This window comes from Oscillospiraceae bacterium (assembly GCA_031265355.1).
Classification (GTDB): Bacteria; Bacillota; Clostridia; order Oscillospirales; family UBA929; genus JAIRTA01.
Map to the genome: position 1 here is coordinate 1 of JAISCT010000029.1, position 21,831 is coordinate 21,831.

15 protein-coding genes and 5 tRNA genes are annotated in these 21,831 nt (G+C 62.5%); 8 read left to right on the top strand and 12 right to left on the bottom strand.

Annotated features, from left to right (window positions below; translation table 11 throughout):
- Window positions 1-115: 115 nt before the first annotated feature.
- Entirely contained in the window at window positions 116-1,450 is a 1,335-nt protein-coding gene (locus LBK75_03930; GenBank protein ID MDR1157443.1) for an oligosaccharide flippase family protein, read from the bottom strand.
- Between the two features lie 332 nt (window positions 1,451-1,782).
- Here LBK75_03930 and LBK75_03935 point away from each other — a divergent pair, with 332 nt between their 5' ends.
- Complete coding sequence (locus tag LBK75_03935) at window positions 1,783-3,939, top strand: methyl-accepting chemotaxis protein (GenBank protein MDR1157444.1); 2,157 nt, start codon at window positions 1,783-1,785, stop codon at window positions 3,937-3,939.
- A gap of 166 nt (window positions 3,940-4,105) precedes the next feature.
- On the opposite strand, the gene LBK75_03940 is transcribed toward LBK75_03935, so the two are convergent.
- From LBK75_03940 to LBK75_03985, 10 genes are all read right to left on the bottom strand, one after another.
- On the bottom strand, window positions 4,106-5,386 hold the full coding sequence (locus LBK75_03940) for a DUF2225 domain-containing protein (GenBank protein ID MDR1157445.1): 1,281 nt from the start codon (window positions 5,384-5,386) through the stop codon (window positions 4,106-4,108).
- Window positions 5,387-5,444: 58 nt separating this feature from the next.
- A complete protein-coding gene (locus LBK75_03945) occupies window positions 5,445-7,871 on the bottom strand; it encodes a DNA translocase FtsK (protein ID MDR1157446.1) in 2,427 nt (808 codons plus the stop codon).
- Between the two features lie 90 nt (window positions 7,872-7,961).
- Window positions 7,962-8,795, bottom strand: a complete 834-nt coding sequence (locus LBK75_03950; protein MDR1157447.1) for an undecaprenyl-diphosphate phosphatase — start codon at window positions 8,793-8,795, stop codon at window positions 7,962-7,964.
- 59 nt (window positions 8,796-8,854) lie between these two features.
- Complete coding sequence (locus LBK75_03955; GenBank protein ID MDR1157448.1) at window positions 8,855-9,085, bottom strand: DUF951 domain-containing protein; 231 nt, start codon at window positions 9,083-9,085, stop codon at window positions 8,855-8,857.
- Window positions 9,086-9,266: 181 nt separating this feature from the next.
- Entirely contained in the window at window positions 9,267-10,196 is a 930-nt protein-coding gene (cysK, locus tag LBK75_03960; protein MDR1157449.1) for a cysteine synthase A, read from the bottom strand.
- Window positions 10,197-10,456: 260 nt separating this feature from the next.
- A tRNA-Cys gene (locus tag LBK75_03965) sits at window positions 10,457-10,531 on the bottom strand.
- Window positions 10,532-10,674: 143 nt separating this feature from the next.
- Window positions 10,675-10,749, bottom strand: a tRNA-Gly gene (locus LBK75_03970).
- A 3-nt stretch (window positions 10,750-10,752) separates the two neighbouring features.
- Window positions 10,753-10,828, bottom strand: a tRNA-Phe gene (locus LBK75_03975).
- Window positions 10,829-10,913: 85 nt separating this feature from the next.
- A tRNA-Asp gene (locus tag LBK75_03980) sits at window positions 10,914-10,990 on the bottom strand.
- Window positions 10,991-11,000: 10 nt separating this feature from the next.
- Window positions 11,001-11,076 (bottom strand) — tRNA-Val (locus tag LBK75_03985).
- A 190-nt stretch (window positions 11,077-11,266) separates the two neighbouring features.
- Between LBK75_03985 and LBK75_03990 the strand changes: the two genes are divergently transcribed.
- Together LBK75_03990 and LBK75_03995 are read left to right on the top strand one after the other, a co-directional pair.
- Window positions 11,267-12,850: a DUF1538 domain-containing protein gene (locus tag LBK75_03990; protein MDR1157450.1), complete on the top strand. Its 1,584-nt coding sequence runs from the start codon at window positions 11,267-11,269 to the stop codon at window positions 12,848-12,850.
- The gene (locus LBK75_03995; protein MDR1157451.1) at window positions 12,837-13,559 is read left to right on the top strand and encodes a hypothetical protein; all 723 of its coding nucleotides are present in this window, start codon (window positions 12,837-12,839) and stop codon (window positions 13,557-13,559) included. The genes LBK75_03990 and LBK75_03995 overlap by 14 nt, the downstream gene beginning before the upstream one ends.
- A 100-nt stretch (window positions 13,560-13,659) precedes the next feature.
- Here the strand turns inward: LBK75_03995 and ligA are convergent, their stop codons facing one another.
- Window positions 13,660-15,633: an NAD-dependent DNA ligase LigA gene (ligA, locus tag LBK75_04000; protein MDR1157452.1), complete on the bottom strand. Its 1,974-nt coding sequence runs from the start codon at window positions 15,631-15,633 to the stop codon at window positions 13,660-13,662.
- A 214-nt stretch (window positions 15,634-15,847) separates the two neighbouring features.
- On the opposite strand from ligA, the gene LBK75_04005 reads away from it, so the two are divergent.
- The 5 genes from LBK75_04005 to LBK75_04025 are packed head-to-tail and all read left to right on the top strand — an operon-like array spanning window position 15,848 to window position 21,574.
- Entirely contained in the window at window positions 15,848-16,732 is an 885-nt protein-coding gene (locus tag LBK75_04005) for a MurR/RpiR family transcriptional regulator (protein ID MDR1157453.1), read from the top strand.
- Window positions 16,733-17,980, top strand: coding sequence for an NAD(P)/FAD-dependent oxidoreductase (locus tag LBK75_04010; protein ID MDR1157454.1), 1,248 nt, complete (start codon window positions 16,733-16,735; stop codon window positions 17,978-17,980).
- 36 nt (window positions 17,981-18,016) lie between these two features.
- Window positions 18,017-18,727 (top strand): (d)CMP kinase, encoded by a 711-nt coding sequence (cmk, locus tag LBK75_04015; GenBank protein ID MDR1157455.1) that lies wholly within the window; start codon window positions 18,017-18,019, stop codon window positions 18,725-18,727.
- Window positions 18,697-19,278, top strand: coding sequence for a 1-acyl-sn-glycerol-3-phosphate acyltransferase (locus tag LBK75_04020; GenBank protein MDR1157456.1), 582 nt, complete (start codon window positions 18,697-18,699; stop codon window positions 19,276-19,278). The genes cmk and LBK75_04020 overlap by 31 nt, the downstream gene beginning before the upstream one ends.
- Entirely contained in the window at window positions 19,271-21,574 is a 2,304-nt protein-coding gene (locus tag LBK75_04025) for a bifunctional 4-hydroxy-3-methylbut-2-enyl diphosphate reductase/30S ribosomal protein S1 (GenBank protein MDR1157457.1), read from the top strand. The genes LBK75_04020 and LBK75_04025 overlap by 8 nt, the downstream gene beginning before the upstream one ends.
- Window positions 21,575-21,831 lie beyond the last annotated feature (257 nt).

Here is a 21,831-nt window from a genome sequence, read left to right on the forward strand (position 1 = left end):
TTCAGAACTAAGGATTCACGCAAGAGATTGATATCCTTGTATCCTAAGTTTGGGCCAACCCTATAGCGTAGAATTAGCGGAAAATAGTATGCGTGGATATCAATGATACAGTACACTAGCCGGCGTGCGTGCGAAGAAAACGCCGCAGATCTAAGGCGCACAGGAATGCGCCCAGAGCCGAGGCTGCCAGGAAGGCGTAGACAAAGCCGCCGACGCCAAGCCGGGGCTGGGCGGCGCCCAACCAGGTGAGGACGAGCTGAAGGAGACCGGCGAGGATGGCGTTGGCGGCCGCGCGCATCTGGAGCCCGAGGGCGGAGAGCAGGCTGCTCAGGATGCTGTGGTAGCAGGCGAAAACGGTGCCGAGGGCAAGGGGCGGGATGTAGAGTCCAGCCGCCGCCTGCCGGAAGAGCAGGCGAGCAAGATCCGGGCCCGCCAGGGTCAGAAGGGCCATCGAGGGGAGGAGCGCCGCCGTCGCCAGGGCCAGCGTGCGCATGACGCGGCGGCGGATGGAGACGAAACGCCGCAGGGCCAAGTCCTCCGACAGCCGGGGAATCATGACGAGGGACAGCCCAACCGCGAAGGCGAGAGGCAGACTGAGCAAGGGCATCGTCATGCCGACGACAACTCCATAGGAGGAGAGCGCCTCGTCAGCCGTGAGGCCGGCCGCCATCAGACGGGCGGGGATCATCACGGAACCCGCCGCGCCGATACAGTTCGACAGCAGGCTGGACAGCGCGAAGGGGACGGCGATGGCCGCCATATCCGACAGCATCCGCCGGCGCGAAAGCCCCTGGCCGGCGGTGCGGCGGCCGCGCTGTGCCCGGAGGTACAGTACGCGCAGCAATACAGCGCTCACGACCTCGCAGATCACCATGCCGAGGATGACGAGGCCGATGGCGTACTCCTCATGGGAAGGGCGCAGGCAGTGGAGCAGCGCCAGCACGGCGCCCGTGCGCACCAGGTTTTCTAAGACTTCGCTCATGGCGGGCGGATGGATCTTTTTGAGCCCATAGAAGTGGTTTTTATGGATGTTTTCGATCCCGGTCAGCAGCAGACAGGGCAGCAGCAGGAGCAGCCCCGTCCGGGTGCGGGCGTCGCCCAGCAGCGCGACGGAAATGCCGTCTGAGAAGAGGATGACCGGCAGGGCCACGGCGCACCAGAGAAGCAGAAACACAAAGAGCGCCCGGCGTACGAGCTGCCTGACGGCCAGTGTGTTGTCCAACGCCGCGTAACCGGCGGACAGGCGGGAAACCGCCACGGCCAGCCCGGAGACGACGAGCGACAACAAAACGGAATGAACAGGCGTGACCAAAGCGAGCAGTCCGATGCCCTCCGCGCCGATCAGCCGCGCAAGGCACACGCGGTACACAAAGCCGACAGCTTGGGCAAACAGGTTGACGGCGGTCAGCAGCGCGGCGCCGTATAGGGCCGAGCGGGTATTCCATTTCAAACAGTCGCCCCCCGTATGGGTTTTGTAACAGCCTATTCGCACCGGCCGCCGTTCATGAGCGGAGGCCGGCGCCCGGGGGTGAGCCTTGGCATTCAGGGGCGCCGGGAATTTTGTTTTTCGCAAAATCCGAGGAGAAACGCTTAAGGGTCGGAAAAATCCGTACGATATACTTACTGAGTTAATCTCTCTCAAACGAGAGAAATCATTCGGTTTTCTCTCAATTTCTACGGGGTAAACAGAACTTTCGGAGCAGGAACGCAGAACCCGCCCCGCGGCGCTTGGAGGTTCGCAGGGCCAGTGTACACAATGTACAAAGAGGAGGACAAACTGGTATGAAAAATATGTCAGTGGGCAAGAAACTCTTGGTCGGGTTTGGTGCGGTGATTTTTCTCATCATTGCCATCCTGAGCGTGTCGGTGATCACATCGATCAGCCGCAACAGCCAGCTCCAATATCTTAACGTCACGACAGACATGCAGTCTGAGGCCAATCAGATGCTGGATGACTACAACGCGGTCCGCGTGGAGCTGCGCACCGTACTAGAAAGTTCCATGAACAATGACGATGAATACAGTCTGGTGCTCAAACACATGGAGGAAGTGAAAAATCATCTCGCTGCCATGGAGGCGTACAGCGCCATGTTAAATGGATACGGCGGCGAGGCGATGGCCAGTATCAAGCAGGGGCTGTCGGATGTGGAGGCCAGCGTAAGCGCCGTACGGGCGAGTGATTTGGCGATCCGCGCGGAGAACGACGCCATGATAGCCGCCGGTGAAGTGGCGATGCAGGCGTTGGCCGACCTGTATACGAGAGCCATTGCCTTTACGGAAGGCGCCGCGGACGACAGCCCGCAGACCGTCCGCAGCCGCATGGAGAACGTGATGAAGCCCGTGCAGGAGGTCATGCAGACCTTCACGGAGGTGCGGGTACTGGCCCGCGATTTCTTGCAGAGTCAGGACGTTTCCTTGATGCCAAAACTGCGGGAGAACGTCGACATTGTCCAGCAAAAACTCGTCGGCCTGCGCGCGGCAATGACCGGCGCGGCGGCGGAATCCGTCGGCCAGATGTCGTCGGTACTGACAAATTACGCCGGCAATCTAGAGACGCTTGCCGCGGCCGACATCGAAAACGCGGAGCTGGCGGAGAAAACCCGGACGGAATTTTACGAGGTGATGGATGAGGTTGGTGACGGGATCACAGCCGTCGCCGATGAGCTCACAGACTCGCTGAACAATGTGGTGAGCACCTCCAACATGGTGATGTTCCTGATCATCGGCATTGTGCTCTTCTCCATTGCCTTTGCCGTCTTCATCGCGCTGTACATCACAAAGGGCATTACGGGGCCGATGGGCATGATGATGGGGTTCTTAAAGCAGGTGGGCGATACGGGCAATCTGAACTTCAGCGAGGAAGAACTGCGGCGTGCGCGTGCCGCGGCGGCGATTCGGGATGAGGTGGGGCAGTCCCTTGCGGCGTTTGTTCAGATGCTGGAGCATCTGATCTACTACGGAGAGGCGCTTCAGACCGTGGCTGCCAGGGATCTCACCGTGGACATCAAAACCCAGAGCGAACGGGACACGATGGGGACCGCGCTGAAGGCGATGGTTGCGAATTTAAATGAGATGTTCAGCGAGATCCAGTCGGCCTCTGCACAGGTGTCGACCGGCTCCAAACAGATTGCGGACGGCGCGCAGGCGCTGGCGCAAGGCGCCACGGAACAAGCCGCCGCCGTGGAGCAGCTCTCGAGCTCTATCGGAGAAATCGCCCACAAGACAAAGGAGAATGCCGACATGGCCGCCCGGGCTGCCAATCTCTCCGAGAACATCCGGAGCAGCGCGGAGAAGGGCGCCGGCCAGATGGATCAGATGATGGTGGCGGTACGGGAGATCAACGAATCGAGCCAGAGCATCAACAAAGTCATCAAAGTCATCGACGACATCGCGTTCCAGACGAACATCCTGGCGCTGAACGCCGCCGTGGAGGCCGCCCGCGCGGGACAGTACGGCAAAGGCTTTGCGGTGGTGGCCGAGGAAGTCCGCAGCCTGGCCGCAAAGAGCGCGGAGGCCGCGAAGGACACGGGCGCGCTGATCGAGGATTCGATCGAAAAGGCGGTGCTCGGTGCGAAGATCGCGGACGAGACGGCCGCCTCGCTCACGGAGATCGTCGCCGGCATCAACGAGAGCACGACGATCGTCGGCGACATCGCGAAGTCGTCCGAGGAACAGTCGCTGGCGATCCAGCAGATCAACACCGGCATCGACCAAGTGGCGCAGGTGGTGCAGCAGAACAGCGCCACGGCTGAGGAGAGCGCCGCCTCGTCGGAAGAGATGAGCGGGCAGTCGAACATGCTCTCCACATTGGTGTCACAGTTCAAACTGAAGGACGGAGCCGTCTTCCACCAACCGGCGCTCGCTTACGCCGGCGCGGGCGGGAAGGAGCTCTCCACCCCCCAATTGGCGGACTTTGGCGACGACTATGGAAAATATTGATTGGTTCTCCCAGTAAAGATTTTTCCCATAGAGAAAAGCAAGAGAAGAGGGGCGGCCCCGCCATTTGGCAGGGCCGCCCTTTTTACGTTCTAACGTGGGTTGCACCTGCAAAACCCACAACCCAAATTCTTGTTTCTTGTTGCCGCTTCGCGGCAACAAGAAACTATCACACGGGGCTGTCTTCCGGGGACTGCGCGGCTTTCAGTTCCTCTAAACGGTCCTCCGCGTGGCGGCGGATGACTTGATTGCCGTCCTTGTTTGTCTTGGCCAGGAAGAGATACCGGCGGGCGGCGGCAGTGTTGCTCTCCGCGGCGTTCAGTTCCCCGAGGATGTAGCAGAGCTGCTGCATCTGCTTGGCTGGTATATAGGATGTCTCGTACGCCTCCTGATATACAGCCAGCGCCTGGCTGGCGGCGTGGCGCTGCATCGCCGCGTCCCCGCAGTCGCTGTACAGGCGCCGCAGCCGCAGCCACAGTTGGCCGGCCAAAAGCGGCTGCCCGGTGAAGCAGACCGGCAGACAGCGAAGTGCCAGGTAGTAGCCGGCAAACAGCGTCACCGTGTCCTGAATCAAGCCAAAGTGCAGGCCCATCTCCGCCTTAAAGGGAAGCATCATCTCGTCGACAGCCGCCCGCCGCCGCGCCCCGACCTCCTTGAACACATGCACCAGCGCACTGTACCAGCATTTGGGGCAGGTGATCACGTCGTAGTAGAGCGGTTCCACCCCCTGGTAGCGGACCCGCAGGTCGCGGTCCATCCCATCCGAGACCAAGCGGGAGAGCCTCACGGTGTATGCCTTAAATGCATGCTCGCACACCGGGCAGACAATGTTTTTTTCGTAGACGTATTTTTTGTCCACCGGCGTCAGCGGCAGGCGGTACGCCTCCATCCTGTGCCCGGCCGGGAACAGGGAGGGGACGCTCCAAAAAGGGGACGGCGTGATCGTTCCGTCTCCCGACGATTCCGCCTCGACCGCGTCTGTCTGCACTCCGGTCGCCGCCACGATCGCCGTAGCGGTCGGGGCCGCCTTGGACGTGACGGCGGTATCGAGGCGCAAGGGCGGGGAAACGGACACGCCGTCGCCGGCGTCGTCTAAAGACGCAAGACGCCGGCACAGTGCTTTGAGAAGCGCGCACACGGCCTCCGGCGCGTGCCGGCAAAACGACGGCATGCTCTCCGGACCGACCGCGAGCAGGACGGCGGGCGTCAGGGCCACCGCCGTCAGTGCGGACGTCTGGCCCAGCAGGAGCGCCCGTTCGCCAAAGAAATCGCCCGCACCCAACACCGCTGTCCGGTGCTCCTTCGGGCTGCGGTGCGCCCTGTAGAGGCCGACACGGCCGTTTAGCAGTAGGTACATGTCCGAGCCCTCCCGGGCGACGACCTCCCCAGACGCGTATTTTCTGATGGCGGACACGTTCCGGTGCAGATATTCGTCCAAGTTGTACAGCAACAAGATCCCCCTCTGTTTCATCCCGCGCCGACGCGGGGCCGGGCACGGAGATTGCCTGTTATGAGTCGACGTCCAGCGCGCGCATCTGCATCTCCTGCCACTGCTGGCGGGTGATGCGGAGCTGCCTGGGCTTGGAACCCTCGGAGGGGCCGACGATGCCGCGCTCTTCCATCTGGTCGACGAGCCGCGCCGCCCGCGAAAAACCGAGCTTGAGCCGGCGCTGCAGGTAAGAGACAGAGGCCTGTCCGCTGTCCATCACGACGTCGATGGCCGCGGTGAGCAGATCGTCGTACGCCTCGTCGTCGCCGGCGTCAAGCGCCTGTACGCCGCCGCGCCGGCCTCCGACCTGTTGGGCGTAACGCTCGATGGAATCCATGAATTCTTCGGAGTAGTGCACCTCGCCGGCGCGTTTTACAAAGTTCACAACGGCTTCGACCTCACGGCCGGTGATCAGGCAGCCCTGCACCCGGGTGGGCTTCGGCGCACCCAGAGGAAAGAGCAGCATGTCCCCGCGCCCGACCAGTTTTTCGGCGCCCATCGTGTCCAAAATGATGCGGGACTCAAGTTGAGAAGCCACCGCGAAGGCGATGCGGGAGGGGATGTTGGCCTTCATGAGGCCGGTGATGACGTCGGCCGACGGACGCTGGGTGGCGATGACGAGATGAATGCCCGCCGCCCGGGCCTTTTGCGCGATGCGGCAGATGGATTCCTCGACTTCTTTGGCGGCCACCAGCATCAGGTCGGCCAACTCGTCGATGATGACCACCATCTGCGGCATCTTTTCCAGGTTCTCACGCGCGGCCAAGGCGTTGTAGGAGAAGATGTCGCGGACGTGGTTCTCCATGAATTTCTTGTAGCGCTTTTCCATCTCGTCCACCACCTTGTGGAGTGCGCCCGCCGCCTTCTTCGGATCGGTGACGACGGGCACCTCCAGGTGGGGGATGCCGTTGTAAATGCCGAGTTCCACCATCTTCGGGTCGATCATGACCATCCGCACATCCTTGGGAGCGGCCTTGTAGAGCAGGCTGACGATGAGCGAATTCATACACACCGATTTGCCCGAGCCGGTGGTGCCGGCGATCAGCAGATGGGTGAGGCGGGACAGGTCGTGGACGACGGCCGTGCCGCTGATGTCCTTGCCAACGGCAAAGGTGAGAAGGCTCTCCCGCCCGGTGAATTCGGGGGCGCTCAGCACGTCGCGTATGTAGACCGTGGAGACGAGTTTGTTTGGCACCTCGATGCCGACGACAGACATCTTGTCCGGCACCGGCGCGATGCGCACCCCGGACGTACCGAGGGAGAGAGCGATGTCGTCGGAGAGGCCCGTGAGGCGGCTGAGTTTGACGCCCCGGTCCAGCTCCAGTTCGTATCGAGCCACGGTCGGCCCTCGAGTGACACTTACGATGCGCGCTTCGATTCCGAAGCTCTGAATGGTCTCAAGCAGGCGCGCGGCGTTGCCTTTGAGTTCGTTGGTGCCGTCCACGGTGTTGCTTGGGCGGCCGGACGCAAGCAGGGAGAACGGCGGATGCTGGTAGGGCGCGTCTCCGTCCGCCGCGTCCCCGGGCGTCACCGTGGGCGGCGGCGCGGCGGCGGCGGGCGGCGTATGGTCCGGCCGCGCGGCCGGACGGGCCGTGGCGGGGACCGATTCCTCAATGGGAAAAGGCGCGGGGTCTGGGGCCGGCGTGTCGACGAGCAGCACCTCGGCCGGCGTGCGGACGTGTTCCGGCCGTTTGGGCAGGAGAGGAGCGTCCTCGTCGGGTATTTTCACCGGTGTCGTCTCCGGCGCCTTTTTCGGGGGATCGTCGACCGGGACGTCGATGTCGGCGCGCCGGCGCTTCTGCCGCGGCATGACCGGCCGAACCGTCTGGGGAACGGCCGGCGGCGCTGGCTGCTCTGGTTCGTAGACCGGCCGCGGCCGATGAAACAGGGCGTCCCACAGCCGCACGGGCGAGAGCTGGCAGGCGCTCATCAGCAGGAACAGGAGACTGACGATGAACACAACGGCGGCACCGACGACAGAGAAGACGGCGCGAAACGAGAGCGCAAGGACGCCGCCGAGGAGTCCGCCGCCCCGGAGAAGGATGCCATCGTCCATCAGTGCGCCGAGCATCGCAAAGGACCAGGCGCCCTCGTGGGGGGGGCCAAACAGATGGACGAGCGCGCCGATCCCCAGCGGGAACAGCAGCGCGCACCAGAGGCGGAGCCGCACGGGGCGCCCCCGGTGGAAAAGCAGCAGACCGCTGGCGAAGAGCAGCGCGCAGGGGAATACGTAAAAACCGCAGCCAATGATGCGGCCCATGACGTCGCGCAGGAAACGAATGAACAGCGCGTCGACGCCGAAAAGCCCGAGCAGGGCGAAGATAAACAGAAAGAAACAGGCCAGCGCACCCACCTCACGCCGCACCGGCCGTTTGGCCGGCGAGGCCGTTTTGACGGCCGGCCGGCGGGCGCCGGCGGATTTCTGCGTCTTCTTTTTGGTGGCCATGGCCCATATCACCTCAGGCTGTATTTGTGCAGTGCTCGTGCTGGAAAAATGACATAATGGCAAATAGAAGGTTTGATGCCTGCATAGTACTCACAGAAGGAAGGAAAGCACAATGGCGATGGCCCCGACGGCGAGACAGTAGTAAGCGAAACCGCCGAATTTTCCGCTGACGACCAGCCGTTTCACGAGCCCAATGGCAAAGTAGCCGGATACGGCCGCCACGGCCATGCCGAGCAGGTAGACCGGTAAGTGAGTCGTGTCGAAGCCCTGCCGCAGCTCTTTGAAGAGCTGCAAAAGCGTTGCGCCCAGCACGGCGGGCAGAGACAGCAAAAACGAAAAGCGCACGGCAAAGGCTCTGTCGAACCGGCGCAGCAGACCGCCGGAGATGGTCATCCCCGAGCGGGACAGGCCCGGCAAAATCGCGACGCCCTGACAGACGCCGACGAGGAGCGCGTCCCCCACGGTGGCGTTGGTCTCGTCCTTCCGCGTGCCAGGGCGGAGGCGGTCGGAGACAAAGAGCACGGCCCCGGTCAGGCAGAGGAAGAGGCCGATAAACATGGGCTTTTGCAGGAGGAACTCCACCGTATCGGAAAAAAAGACGGCCGGGAACAGCGGCAGGCAGGCCACGATAAGAAGCAGCACCAGCCGGCGCGCCTTGGGGACGCGGCCTGTGTGTCTGCGCCGGGACGGGGCCAAGTCGCGCACGCCGCGCACGAGTTCGCCGGCCATATCGGCGATATCTCGCCAGTAGAAGACGCAGAGAGAGAGCAGCGTGCCGAAGTGGAGCAGGACGTCGAAAAAGACCGGTGCTTCCTCCAGCCCAAACAGGGACTGAAACAGGGCCAAGTGCCCAGAACTGGAGATCGGCAAAAACTCGGCTACGCCCTGAACGAGGCCCAAAAAGACAGCGAGCAGCCAACTCATACGCACACCTCGGTTTTTATAATTTGGGCGCCGGGGGAGGGCAGACGCGAGGTCTGCCCCTACGGGTTGTTCGGCGGAGCGACGGGCTCATCTATCTTATCACAATCGTCGCGTGCGTGACAAATCTTTTTCACGGCCCGCTCCACTTTGACGCGCGGCCGCATCACCTCACGGCCGCAGCCCTCGCAGCGCAGCCGGAAATCCATGCCGACGCGCAGCACGCGCCAGCGATCACAGCCGCAGGGGTGCTGTTTTTTCATATGCAGCAGATCGCCCACCGCGATATCCATAGCGCGCCTCCCGACCCAAAGCTGTTGGTGTATGGTCCCTCGCTACTTAAGGATATATCCCCGGCGCGCATTTTGCAAGAGGGCGTAAAAACAAACGGCGGGGGCGGCGCATATGGCCACCCCCGCTCAGGAGCCGTTTGACATCTGAACATCGATTCAGAAGTGTATTTGCCGGTAGGTCTCAGTCCGCGAACATCGGTGTGGACAGATAGCGCTCCCCGGTGTCGGGCAGGACGACTACGATGAGTTTGTCCTTGTTCTCCGGGCGCTGCGCCAGTTGGGTGGCGGCCCAGAGAGCGGCGCCGGAAGAGATGCCCACCAGCAGACCCTCGCGCCTTGCCAGGATGCGGCCGGTCTCAAACGCGTCCTCGTTTTCTACGGCGATGACCTCGTCGTAGACGGCGGTGTTCAGTACGTCGGGTACAAAGCCCGCGCCGATGCCCTGGATCTTGTGCGGACCGGCGGTCCCCTTCGAAAGCACCGGCGAGGCGGCCGGCTCCACCGCGGCTACATAGACATTTGGGTTTTTGGACTTTAAGTATTCGCCGGCTCCCGTGACCGTGCCGCCCGTACCGACGCCGCTGACCAAGATGTCGACTTTGCCGTCGGTGTCGTTCCAGATTTCGGGGCCGGTGGTCGCCTTGTGGATGGCGGGGTTGGCCGGGTTGGAGAACTGACTGGGGATAAAACTGTGCGGTGTCTCGGCCGCGAGTTCGTCGGCCTTCGCGATGGCGCCCTTCATACCCTTCGCGCCCTCCGTCAGGACGAGTTCGGCTCCGTAAGCTTTGAGCAGATTCCGGCGCTCCACACTCATCGTCTCCGGCATGGTCAGGATGATCCGGTAGCCGCGGGAGGCGGCGACGGAAGCGAGACCGATGCCTGTGTTGCCGCTTGTCGGCTCGATGATGACGGAATCGGGTTTCAGCGCGCCCGAGGCCTCGGCGTCCTCGATCATGGACTTGGCGATGCGGTCCTTGACGCTTCCGGCCGGGTTAAAGTACTCAAGCTTGCCCAGAATCGGGGTGGAGAGGCCCTTGTCCTTGCTGTAGTTGGAGAGCTCAAGCAGCGGGGTGTTGCCGATTAGATCCGTCAGATTTTTGTACGTTTTCATCGTGGCGCTCCTTCTTTCTTACAAATATCTGGATTTTTTCTGTGCTTGGCAGGTGGAAACACATATCATACATATTGATTTAATATATAATTAACACATCCCTGCGGATTTGTCAAGTGGATGCTTCTAATAACTTCTGCCGGATGCGAGATCGGGAGATTTTTTCGGCGGATGAAACAAAAATACAGTGAGCGTTTTGTATACTTACACAAAAACACCGCAACGAACTGTCGCGCAGTCGGTTGCGGTGTTCACTGTGTTGGAGGCGCCACCCGGATTTGAACCGGGGCATCGAGGTTTTGCAGACCTCTGCCTTACCACTTGGCTATGGCGCCAAAAAAGTTGGGGTCTGGCGGGAAATAAGCTTGTCAAATTTGGCGCAGGATTTTTCGTCGGGCAAACCAAATGACAAGGTTATTTTTCGACGGACCCCTTAAACTGGGCGCCTCCAAGTGATGGGAGGCGCCTAAGTAGACGATGGAGCGGGAAACGGGATTCGAACCCGCGACTTTCACCTTGGCAAGGTGACACTCTACCTCTGAGTCATTCCCGCGTATGGTGCCTCCGGTCGGAATTGAACCAACGACACGAGGATTTTCAGTCCTCTGCTCTACCGACTGAGCTACAGAGGCAAGTGGAGATGTTGACAAATCCATGGTTTGGGTGTCAGAAGTGCGCCTGACAATGGCCAATGAATTTGTCAACAAAACCGCCTTTTGGCGACCCCGAACGGGCTCGAACCGTCGACCTCTAGCGTGACAGGCTAGCGTTCTAACCAACTGAACTACGGGGCCCTATGGTGATTGGTGGGAACAGCAGGGCTCGAACCTGCGACCCCATGCGTGTAAGGCATGTGCTCTCCCAGCTGAGCTATACTCCCCGATCAAACGAATGGCTAGCCACAGCGGCAAAATTAATTATACTCAGACAGACCGGCCTTGTCAACCCTTTTTTCACACACCTTGCGCCGAGGCTGGATTTTTGAACACAGATATGTTAATATAGACACATCACACATACGATTCATCACACGGGGAGGCGTATCAGTTTTATAGGATTGGAGGAGACCGATGAACAAAAAGCTTCGGGAGAAGGTGAGGGAGGCATTTGCCTCCGTGCTGCCTGTCACGGCCATCGTTCTGGGCGTCAGCATTGTTGTGGATATGCCCATCAGTACCGTCACCATGTTTTTGGCGGGAGCCATGCTGCTTGTCTTGGGGATGGGTCTGTTTTCGTTGGGTGCAGACATGTTTATGATGCCGATGGGAGAGGGCGTCGGCGGGCAGATCGCCCGGAGCGGGAAACTGTGGCTGCTCATCTCGATTGCTTTTTTCCTTGGCTTTGTCGTCACCGTGGCCGAACCCGACTTGCAGATCCTGGCCGGGCAGGTGCCCTCGATCCCCGGCGGACTCCTCATCGCGAGTGTGGCGGCCGGTGTGGGGGTTTTTCTTGTGGTAGCTTTGCTGCGCGTGCTGTTTCGCGTCAGCCTGTCACGGCTGCTCATCGGATTTTATCTAGCGGTCTTTTTGCTCTCATTTTTCGTGCCCAACAACTTCGTGTCCGTCGCCTTCGACTCCGGCGGTGTCACGACCGGGCCGATCACGGTTCCCTTCCTCATGGCGCTGGGGCTCGGCTTGGCCGCGACCAGGGGCAGCAAGGACTCGCACGACAACAGCTTCGGCCTGGTGGCGCTGTGTTCGATCGGCCCCGTTTTGGCGGTGTTGATCCTCGGCAGCGGGTTCTCCATGCGGGCGGTGCGGCAGGCGTCGGCGCCGGTGCCCTTCATGAATACGACGGCCGAGGTGGCCCGGCATTTTGCCGCCGAGTTGCCCCATTACCTGCGCGAGGTCGCGGTGGCCTTGGTCCCTATCTTGTTCTGTCTGTTTATCTTTCAGATTTTGACAAAAAGATACCGGAAACGCCAGCTTTTGCGGATGGGTATGGGGTTTGCGTACACCTTTTTGGGGCTGGTGCTGTTTTTTACCGGCGTCAACGTCGGATTTATCCCCGTGGGGCAGCAGATCGGCGCCGAGATCGCCGGCTCCGACTATAAGTGGATGCTTATCCCCATCGGGATGCTCATTGGGTACTACATTGTGGCCGCCGAGCCGGCTGTCCATGTGCTGAACCGGCAGGTGGAAGAGGTGTCGGGCGGTCATGTGAGCGGCCGCGCGATGCGCGTCAGTCTCTCAATAGGCATGGCCGTAGCACTGGCCATCGCCATGATACGGGTGCTCACGGGGATCTCGATCTATTGGTTCATGATCCCCGGGTACGCCATTGCGTTGGGGCTCACGTTTGTGGTCCCGAAGATTTTCACGGGCATCGCCTTCGACTCGGGCGGCGTCGTCAGCGGACCGCTCACGTCTACCTTTTTGCTGCCGTTCGCGATGGGGGCCTGCGAGGCCGTCGGTGGCAACGTCATGACGGACGCCTTCGGCGTGGTCGCGATGGTCGCGATGATGCCGCTGATTGCGGTGCAGATTATGGGATTTGTGTTTGTAAGAAAGATGAAGAAGGTGGAGGCCGTCGAATTCCCCGCGGACGTCGCCATCGAAGATGCGGACAACATCATCGAGCTGGACGGCGAAGGGGACGAGGAGATCGTCGATTTCGACGATTACGAGGAGGGACCGTCTCATGGTGGGTCATGACAGACGACTGGGGGTCAAGCTGCTCATCGTTGTGGTGGACCGGGACAAGGCAAAACACGTCACGGTGCTGTTCCGCGGGATGCACGTTCACACCGGCATGGCCATTCTGGCCCGCGGGAGCGCCAATTCGGAGATTCTGGACTTTTTGGGTCTTGGGTCGGCTGACAAGGCGATGTTTTTGAGTCTGGAACCGGCCACCAAGGTGAAATTTGTTTTGGATACGCTGTTTGAGAAGTTGAAACTCAGCCGCCCAGGCAAGGGAATTGCCTTTACCCTGCCTCTGTCCGGCATCGGCGAAGCGCTGAACCATGTGATAGAGGAGGAGGCGAAGGAACTCATGCGCGATGAGGTGGGAAACGAGATGGAAAAAGAACATGGGGAGATCAGACACAGCCTGATTGTCACGATGGTGAGCGCGGGTTTTTCCGAGGACGTCATGGAGGCGGCGCGGGAGGCCGGCGCCACGGGCGGCACCGTGCTGCTGGCCCGGCGGGTGGCTCTCGACGAGGAGGCGGTGACGATCTTCGGCGTCGAGGTGGATGTTGAGAAGGAGGTCGTCGTCATTTTGGCCGCCAAGGAAGCCAAGCGGGCCATCATGCAGGCCATCAGCCGAAAGTGCGGCCTTCGTACCGAAGCAAAAGGCGCGGTCTTTTCTCTGCCCGTCGACGCGGTCATTGGTCTGAACCTCGCCGAACCGGGTGGCGCGTGACGCCCGGTTCGGCGGATTTTGTCACGGCGGCCAACAGTCACAAGAGGCTGTCTCACTGAGACAGCCTCTTGGTTGGGGCGGTTTTAGGAGTTCGGCGGCGTCATGCGAACAGTGCCTCGAAGGCCTCCTCGGTGAGGATGGGGATGCCGAGGGCTTCGGCTTTGGCGAGCTTGGAGCCGGCTTTTTCGCCGGCGAGCACATAGGTGGTCCGTTCCGACACGCTGGCGGACACGCGGCCGCCCTCCGCCGCGATGCGCTGGGCCGCCTGATCGCGCGTATGACGCTGCAGCGTGCCCGTCAATACGAAGGTCTGTCCCGCGAAGCGGTCCCCCGAGGCACGGGGCTGCGCGGCCGTCAACCGGACGCCGGCCGCCGCCAGCGCGTCGGTCAGATGCGTCCCCTGGGGGCTGTCCAGGTAGCGGCGCAGGCTCTCCGCGGTGGCCGGGCCGATGTCCCGCAACGCGGTCAGATCCTCAAGCGCGGCGCTCCGGATGGCTTCCAGCGAGCCGAAGTGCCGCGCCAGCACGGCCGAGGCCTTCTGCCCCACCTGGGGGATGCCGAGTGCAAACAGCAGGCGCTCTAAGCTCCGCCGGCGTGAGGCGTCGATCGCGGCCACCAGGTTCGCGGCCGATTTTTCCGCGAAACCGGGCAGATCCGCGAGATTCGCCGGCGTGAGTCGGAAGAGATCCGCCGGCGTCTCGATCAGGCCGCGCGCCAGCAGCAGCTCCACGGTGGCCGGGCCGAGGCCCTCGATGTCCATCGCGCCTCGCGAGGCGAAGTGGGCCAAACGCCGGGCGCGTTGGGCGGGGCACTCCGCCCCCGTGCAGCGGGCGGCGGATTCCTCCGCCTCCCGAACGACCGCCGCGCCGCAGGCCGGGCAGACGTCCGGAAACACATAGGGGACGGCGTCGGCCGGGCGCTGGGAGACCGTTACGGAGAGGATCTCCGGGATGATCTCCCCGGCCTTCTGGACCAGCACCGTGTCGCCGATGCGGATGTCTTTGTCGCGGATGAAGTCCTCGTTGTGCAGCGTGGCGTTTGTCACCGTCGTGCCGGCCAGACGCACCGGCGCCAGGGTGGCCCGGGGCGTGAGCACGCCGGTACGGCCCACCTGGATCGTGATATCCGTGAGAATCGTCTCCTTTTGCTCCGGCGGGTATTTGTAGGCCGCCGCCCAGCGCGGCGCGCGCGCCGTGCTGCCGAGGAGCTGCCGCCCGGACAGGCTGTCCAGCTTGACGACGGCGCCGTCCAGGTCGAAGGGGTGTTCCTCACGGGCCTTGTCCAGATGCGCGACGGCGTCCAGCAGGGGCGGCAGCGCGGTAAAGACCGTATGCGGGATCACGGGCAGGCCCCAGGAGGCCATCAGCGTCAGCGTCTCGTGGTGTGTTTCCGGCCACGGGCCGGACATGTCCTGGATGTTGAACAGGACGATGTCCAGACGGCGCCGGGCGGCGATCTCCGGGTCGAGCTGGCGCAGGGACCCGGCGGCGGCGTTTCTCGGGTTGGCGAGCAGCGGTTCTCCCCGAGCCTCCCGTTCGGCATTCAGCGCACGGAAGACCGCCTTGGACATGAAAACCTCGCCGCGTACGACGACCCGCGCCGGCGCGCCGCATAAGGTCTTCGGCAGTGTTTGCAGTGTCAGCAGGTTGTGCGTCACGTCCTCACCGGTGACACCGTCGCCCCGCGTGGCTCCACTTGCAAAGCGGTTGTCCTCGTAAGTCAGCGCCACCGAGAGTCCGTCTACCTTGGGCTCCAGCACATAGGCGGGGGGGCCGGGCAGCGCCGCGCGGACGCGGGCGTCAAAAGCGGTCAGCTCCTCCCACGTGAACACGTCGTTCAAGCTCTCCAGCGGGACGGCGTGCCGCACCGGCGAGAAGGCTGCTCGGCCGCCCACCCGCACGGTGGGAGAGTCCGGCGGCACTTCCTCCGGGTGCGCCTCCTCCAGCGCCCGCAGGCGGCGCATCAGCGCATCGTATTCGTGATCTGGGATGGACGGGTTGTCCAAGACATAGTAAGCGTGGTTGTGCGCCTCGATCTCCTCGCGCAGGCGCGCTATCTTCTGCCGGTCATCCACGGAGTTCGACTCCTCTACACGTTTTTTGGGGCTCCGCTTATTAGCATAACAAAAAAAACATCCGGACACAAGAGCGCGGCGTCGTTCTGTCGTTCTAAGGCGCTGTCAAATGATTACGTGCGAAATGATTGCGTCAAAAAGGCAGGCAAGAATTCGCAAGTTGTTATTTGGCAGATCCCAATCTTGACATGAACCTTTTGTTCTGTTACTGTGTATGCAAAGGGCGGTGAAAGATGTGGCGGACACAGGTCTCCTGGAGCGTATTGCGGCCGGGGAGCGGCATTTTTCCAAGGGACAGCGGCTCATTGCCGTTTTCATCCGGCAGCACTACGACAGAGCCGCCTTTATGACGGCCAATCGGTTGGGCAAGGTCGTCGGCATCAGCGAATCCACCGTCGTGCGCTTTGCCGTCGAACTCGGGTACGACGGCTACCCCTCCATGCAGCGGGCGCTGCGGGGGATGATTCGCAACCGGCTGACGGCCGTGCAGCGCCTGGAGGTGGCCCAGGACCGCCTGGGGCGGGGGGACATGCTTCGGGGGGTTTTCCAGTCCGACATCGAGAATCTGCGCGCGACGCTGGAGGAACTCGACCGGGAGGCGTTTTCCGCCTCGGTGGAGGCGATTTTGCGGGCGCGGCAGGTCTACATCCTCGGCGTGCGCTCGTCGGCGGCGCTGGCGTCTTTTTTGAGTTTTTATCTGCATCTCCTTTGCGACAACGTCCGCCTTGTGAGCCCGTCGTCCGTGTCGGACATCTTTGAACAGGTGCTGCGCGTCGGGCCTGAGGACCTGGTCGTCGGGTTCAGTTTCCCGCGTTACTCCCGCCGCACGGTACGCGCCATGCGCTACGCGCACGACCGGGGCGCCACGCTGGTGGCTATCACCGACAGCAAACTCTCCCCGCTCATCGAGGTGGCCACCTACACGCTGCTGACGCACAGCGACATGATCTCCTTTGTCGATTCGCTGGTGTCGCCGCTGAGTCTCATCAACGCCCTCGTCGTGGAGATCGGCATGCGTAAACAGCAGGAGGCCGCGCAGATCTTCGACGCACTGGAGCAGATCTGGGACGAGTACGAGGTCTACGAAAAGAATGAATAAATGAGAGAGACAAATCGCCATGTCCTGGTGGCGGGGGCGGGCCCGGCCGGTATGATGGCCGCCGGGACGGCGGCGTCGCGTGGGTGCCGGGTGACATTGCTTGATCCGGGCGGCTGCGGTGGCCGCAAGCTGGCTCTCACCGGCAAGGGCCGCTGCAACCTGACAAACGACAGCGCAGTGGAAGTATGTCTGGCGCATATCCCGCGCAACCCGCGCTTCCTGTACAGCGCGCTCTCCGCCTTCCCGCCCGCGGCCGTGATGGCGTTTTTTGAGACGCTGGGCGTGCCGTTGCAGACGGAACGGGGCCGGCGCGTCTTCCCGGTCTCCGGCCGGGCCGGAGACGTCGTGGCGGCGCTGACGGACTGGCTGACCGGGTTGGGCGTCTTTGTCCGTGCCGGGCGTGTGACCGGTATCCTGCACAGCGGCGGCGCGGTGTGCGGCGCCGAGACCGCGGCGGGCGCCGTCGCGTGTGACGCCTTGGTCGTCGCCACCGGGGGGCTCTCGTATCCGAAGACCGGTTCGACTGGAGACGGGTACCGACTGGCCGTCTCCGTGGGACACACGGTCCGTCCGCCCATGCCGTCGCTCGTGCCGCTGCTCTCGCCCGCCCCCTACTGCGGCGCGATGGCGGGGCTCAGCCTGCGCCATGTGGCGCTCACGGCTTACGACAACGAAGGCCAAAAGCGTTACACTGGGTTTGGGGAGATGCTCTTCACACACACCGGTGTGTCCGGGCCGCTGGTGCTCAGCGCCTCGGCTCATCTGGAGGGCCGCGCCGCCGGCGGTCGGCTCTCGATCGACCTGAAACCGGCGCTTTCCGAAGAGGCGCTGGACAGACGGCTGTTGCGCGATTTTGAGGCCTACGCCAACCGGGATTTTCAAAATGCGCTGGGGGACTTATTGCATAAAAAAATGATCCCTGTTATAATCGAGCTATCCGGCATTCGGCCGGAGAAAAAAGTGCACTCGGTGAGCCGCGCCGAACGGGCGGCGTTATTGGCGCTCTGCAAGGATTTTCCCGTGCCGGTGAGCGGTCCCGCGTCGATCGACGCGGCCGTCGTCACGGCGGGCGGCGTGGACGTGCGGGCGCTAAAGCCCGCTACGATGGAATCCCGCGTGTGCGCCGGACTTTATTTTGCCGGCGAGGTCATCGACGTGGACGCGTATACGGGTGGGTTCAACTTGCAGATCGCTTGGTCGACGGGCCGCGCGGCCGGGTGCGGCGCGGCTGGGAACAAAGAATTTTAACGAGACCGGCGCGGACGCCGGCAGGGGGGATGCGGATTGTCGCGCGGTTGTTTTTTCAGTGTGGCGATCGACGGACCCTCGGGCGCCGGCAAGAGTACCATTGCCCGCCATGTGGCACGGGCTCTTGGTTTTTTGTATGTGGACACCGGCGCGTTATACCGGGCGCTGGCCCTGCTGGCACGGCGGCGCGGCGTGGTTTTGGCGGACGAGGACGGCGTGGCGGCGCTGTTTCCGGAGGCCGACGTTCGGCTGACTTACGAGGACGGCGTTCTCAGCGTCTTTCTCGGCGGCGAGGATGTGACGGGAGCCATCCGGGCGCATGAGATTTCCCAAGCCGCCTCCGACATCTCCAAGCTGCCGGCGGTACGCGCATTTCTGCTCGACACGCAGCGCGCCTTCGCCCGGGCACAGGATGTGATCATGGACGGACGGGACATCGGCACGGTGGTGCTGCCAAACGCCGACGTCAAGATTTTTCTCACTGCCGACCCGGAGGAACGGGCCCGGCGGCGGTTTTTGGAGCTGGAGGCGCGCGGGGCTCCGGTGGATTATGACACCGTACGGGTCGACATCATCCGACGGGATGAAAACGACGCGCGCCGCGCTTTCGCGCCGCTGCGGCCGGCGAACGACGCCATATGGGTCGACACGACGGGCAACACGTGGGAAAAGAGCATGCAGCTCATCTTAGACCTTGTGAAAGGGAAATTGGCACAATGTTCTACAGATTCGCATATGGGATTGTGATCCCGCTGTTTCGGTTGTTGTTTCGTGTGCGCGTCACCGGGCGCGGCAACATCCCACCGGGCGCCGCGGTGGTGTGTGCCAATCACGCGGCCTCCAGCGATCCCATCTTTGTGGCCATGGGGTTGTCGATCCGGCAGCATCCGTATTTCATGGCCAAGATTGAGTTGGTCCGAAACCCTGTGTTTGCGTTTGTCCTGCGGCGGCTGGGTGTGTTTTTTGTGGACCGGGGCAAGTCCGATATCCGCCCGATAAAGCACGCGCTCACGTTGCTAAAGGAGGACCAAAAGATCATGATATTTCCCGAAGGCACGAGGGCGCCGGCCGAGGCGAAGACCGGCGCCGCCATGCTGGCGGTGCGTTCAGGCGTGCCTTTCCTGCCGGTTTCGGTGACGCCGTCCGGGCACAAACGACTTTTTTCCCGCGTCGATGTGGTCATCGGGGAGCCGTACCGGGCCGAGGTGGAGGGGCGGCGTGCGTCGCCCGAGCACTACCACGAGATCATGGACGAGCTGATGCGCCGCATCTATGCGCTGGGTATGTGTCATGCCTGATATTGTCCGACGGGCCGGGGCCATGGGGTTTTGTTACGGTGTGTCACGGGCTGTCGATATGGCGCTGGCTCTGTCAAAGACCGGCCGGCCGACGCACACCTGGGGTCCTCTGGTACATAACCGCCGCGTCGTGGAGCGGTTGACGGCCGGCGGCGTCACGCCGGTGGAGCGGTTGGAGGACTGCGTACCGGGGCAGACGGTGCTCATCCGTTCTCACGGCGTTTCCCCGGCGGTGCACCGGGCGCTGGAGGAGGCGGGGCACCCGGTGGTGGACGCCACTTGCCCTTGCGTGCGCCGCGTCCAAACCTTGGTACGGACCCTGGAAGCCGAGGGCCGGCGAGTGTTTATCTTGGGTGATGAGGCTCACCCCGAGGTGCGTGGCATTGTCGGCTGGTGCGGGGATCCAGTGGTCGTAGAAAATGGGGAAAACCTGGAAAATTGGCTGCGCGCACACCCCCGGGAGACGCAAAAACCGGTTGCCATGGTGGCGCAAACCACGGCCTTGCGGGTGGAATGGGAAATCTGCGTGCAAATTTTGAAAAAGTTATGTACAAACGTCAAAATAATTGATACAATATGTTCCGCTACTACTTTGCATCAGAGCGAGGCGGACAAGCTGGCCCGGGCCTGTGAGGTTGTCGTGGTGGCGGGAGATCGGGCGAGTTCCAATACGCGTAAATTGTTGGAGGTTTGCGCGGCGCATTGCTCGGAAGTGTTCCTTGTGGAGGATGCGAATGGCTGGCTGCGCGGCCGGCTGCGGAATCAAAAAAAGGTTGGTCTGACGGCGGGCGCCTCCACACCGCCATGGATCATCGAGGAGGTTTACCAGGCCATGTCGGAAGAGATCAGAAGCGCGACAGAAGAGAGCGCGGCCCCGGTGGGGGACGCGGCGGCCACAGAGAGCGCGGCGCCGGTTGTCCCGACGGAGGCGCCGGTTTCTGTGGAAGCGACGTCTGTCCAGGAGGCCCCGGAGGTGCCCGGGGAAGAGGAAGAGTCCTTTGCCTCGATGTTGGAAAAGTCGCTCAAGACCATCAGCACCGGCGACAAGGTGCGCGGTGTCGTCACCGCTATCACGCCGACGGAGGTCCATGTGGACCTCGGCACCAAGCACGCGGGTTATATCCCCATCGCGGAGCTGACGGACGACCCGGAGGAAAAGATCGAAAATCTTGTGCGTGTCGGTGAAGAGATCGAGACATACGCCATGCGTGTCAACGACGTCGAGGGTACCGTGGTGCTCTCCCGGCGCCGGCTTGACACCGTGAGGGGCTGGGAGGACATCGAACAGGCCCGCGAGAGCCGCGCCATTCTCTCTGGCATTGTCACGGAGGAGAACAAAGGTGGCATTGTGGTCTCGGTGCGGGGCGTGCGTGTCTTTGTGCCCGCCTCACAGACCGGCCTGCCGAAGGACACGCCGATGTCGACCCTTCTCAAAAAGCGCGTCAAACTGCGCGTCTCCGAGGTCAACCGCGTCCGCCGCCGCGTGGTCGGTTCCATCCGTGCCGTGCAGGCGGATGAGCGCCGCGCCATGGCGGATGCCATCTGGGAGAGCATCGAGGTCGGCAAGCATTACGAGGGCGTTGTCAAGTCCCTCACATCCTACGGCGCTTTTGTCGACATCGGCGGCGTAGACGGCATGGTTCATGTGTCCGAGATCTCCTGGAGCCGCGTGAGGCACCCCTCCGAGGCGTTGTCGGTGGGAGACGGCGTCGACGTACATGTGGTGGGTTTTGACAAGGAAAAGCGTAAGATCTCTCTCAGTTGCAAGAAGCTGGAGGAGAACCCGTGGCACATCTTTAAGGAGCGCTACCATACGGGCGACGTCGTGGAAGTCCGTGTGGTCAAGTTGATGCAGTTCGGCGCGTTCGCCGAGGTGCTGCCGGGGGTGGATGGGCTCATCCACATCGGACAGATCACCGACCGCCGCATTGGAAAGCCCGGCGACGTGCTCACGGAGGGGCAGACGGTCAAGGTCAAGATCACGGCCATCGACGACGAGCGCCGGAAGATCTCTTTGTCCATTCGTGCGCTGCTTGAGCCGCCGGCGGAGCCGGCCACGCAGGAGGATCTGGACAACGCGGCGTTGCCGGACGAGATCGTCGCCGTCTCCGGAGAGCCGGTCCCGGCCCCGCCTCTTGAGGTCCAGCCGGCGCCGGGCGCTCCCGAACCTGCGCCCGTCGAAGCCGTGACCGCGCCGGCGCCGGAGGTACCGGCGGAGGCGCGGCCCGAGCCCGTCGCCGCGGAGACCGCGCGGCCCGCGGACGAGGCGCCCGCCGAGAGCGCGGCGGAGGCCTGAGGCACAGGTCCGCAGCCATGTGATACCTGACAGTCACCGCAGGGCAAGCCGAGTGTTGGTTTGCCCTGCTTTATTTTTGTGTGCCGAGCGGTGCGAAAAACGCGTATATTCCTCTTCACAGGACAAACACTAGGGAGGACTAGTAGGCTGTGTCATCTAAAGGTTGTCAGCAAGCGGCGAGGATTTTTTTCGTCAGACAAGGCGGCGGGTCCCGCTGATACTGGCGTGTATCAGCGGGTTCCGCCAACGCTGTCTGG

Excerpts from the sequence above, each read along its gene's own strand:
- LBK75_03935 (MDR1157444.1), top strand. The coding sequence starts at position 1,783 with ATGAAAAATATGTCAGTGGGCAAGAAACTCTTGGTCGGGTTTGGTGCG.
- LBK75_03945 (MDR1157446.1), bottom strand. The coding sequence starts at position 7,871 with ATGGCCACCAAAAAGAAGACGCAGAAATCCGCCGGCGCCCGCCGGCCG.
- LBK75_03950 (MDR1157447.1), bottom strand. The coding sequence starts at position 8,795 with ATGAGTTGGCTGCTCGCTGTCTTTTTGGGCCTCGTTCAGGGCGTAGCC.
- LBK75_03955 (MDR1157448.1), bottom strand. The coding sequence starts at position 9,085 with ATGGATATCGCGGTGGGCGATCTGCTGCATATGAAAAAACAGCACCCC.
- cysK (MDR1157449.1), bottom strand. The coding sequence starts at position 10,196 with ATGAAAACGTACAAAAATCTGACGGATCTAATCGGCAACACCCCGCTG.
- LBK75_03990 (MDR1157450.1), top strand. The coding sequence starts at position 11,267 with ATGAACAAAAAGCTTCGGGAGAAGGTGAGGGAGGCATTTGCCTCCGTG.
- LBK75_03995 (MDR1157451.1), top strand. The coding sequence starts at position 12,837 with ATGGTGGGTCATGACAGACGACTGGGGGTCAAGCTGCTCATCGTTGTG.
- LBK75_04005 (MDR1157453.1), top strand. The coding sequence starts at position 15,848 with ATGCAAAGGGCGGTGAAAGATGTGGCGGACACAGGTCTCCTGGAGCGT.
- LBK75_04010 (MDR1157454.1), top strand. The coding sequence starts at position 16,733 with ATGAGAGAGACAAATCGCCATGTCCTGGTGGCGGGGGCGGGCCCGGCC.
- LBK75_04020 (MDR1157456.1), top strand. The coding sequence starts at position 18,697 with ATGTTCTACAGATTCGCATATGGGATTGTGATCCCGCTGTTTCGGTTG.
- LBK75_04025 (MDR1157457.1), top strand. The coding sequence starts at position 19,271 with ATGCCTGATATTGTCCGACGGGCCGGGGCCATGGGGTTTTGTTACGGT.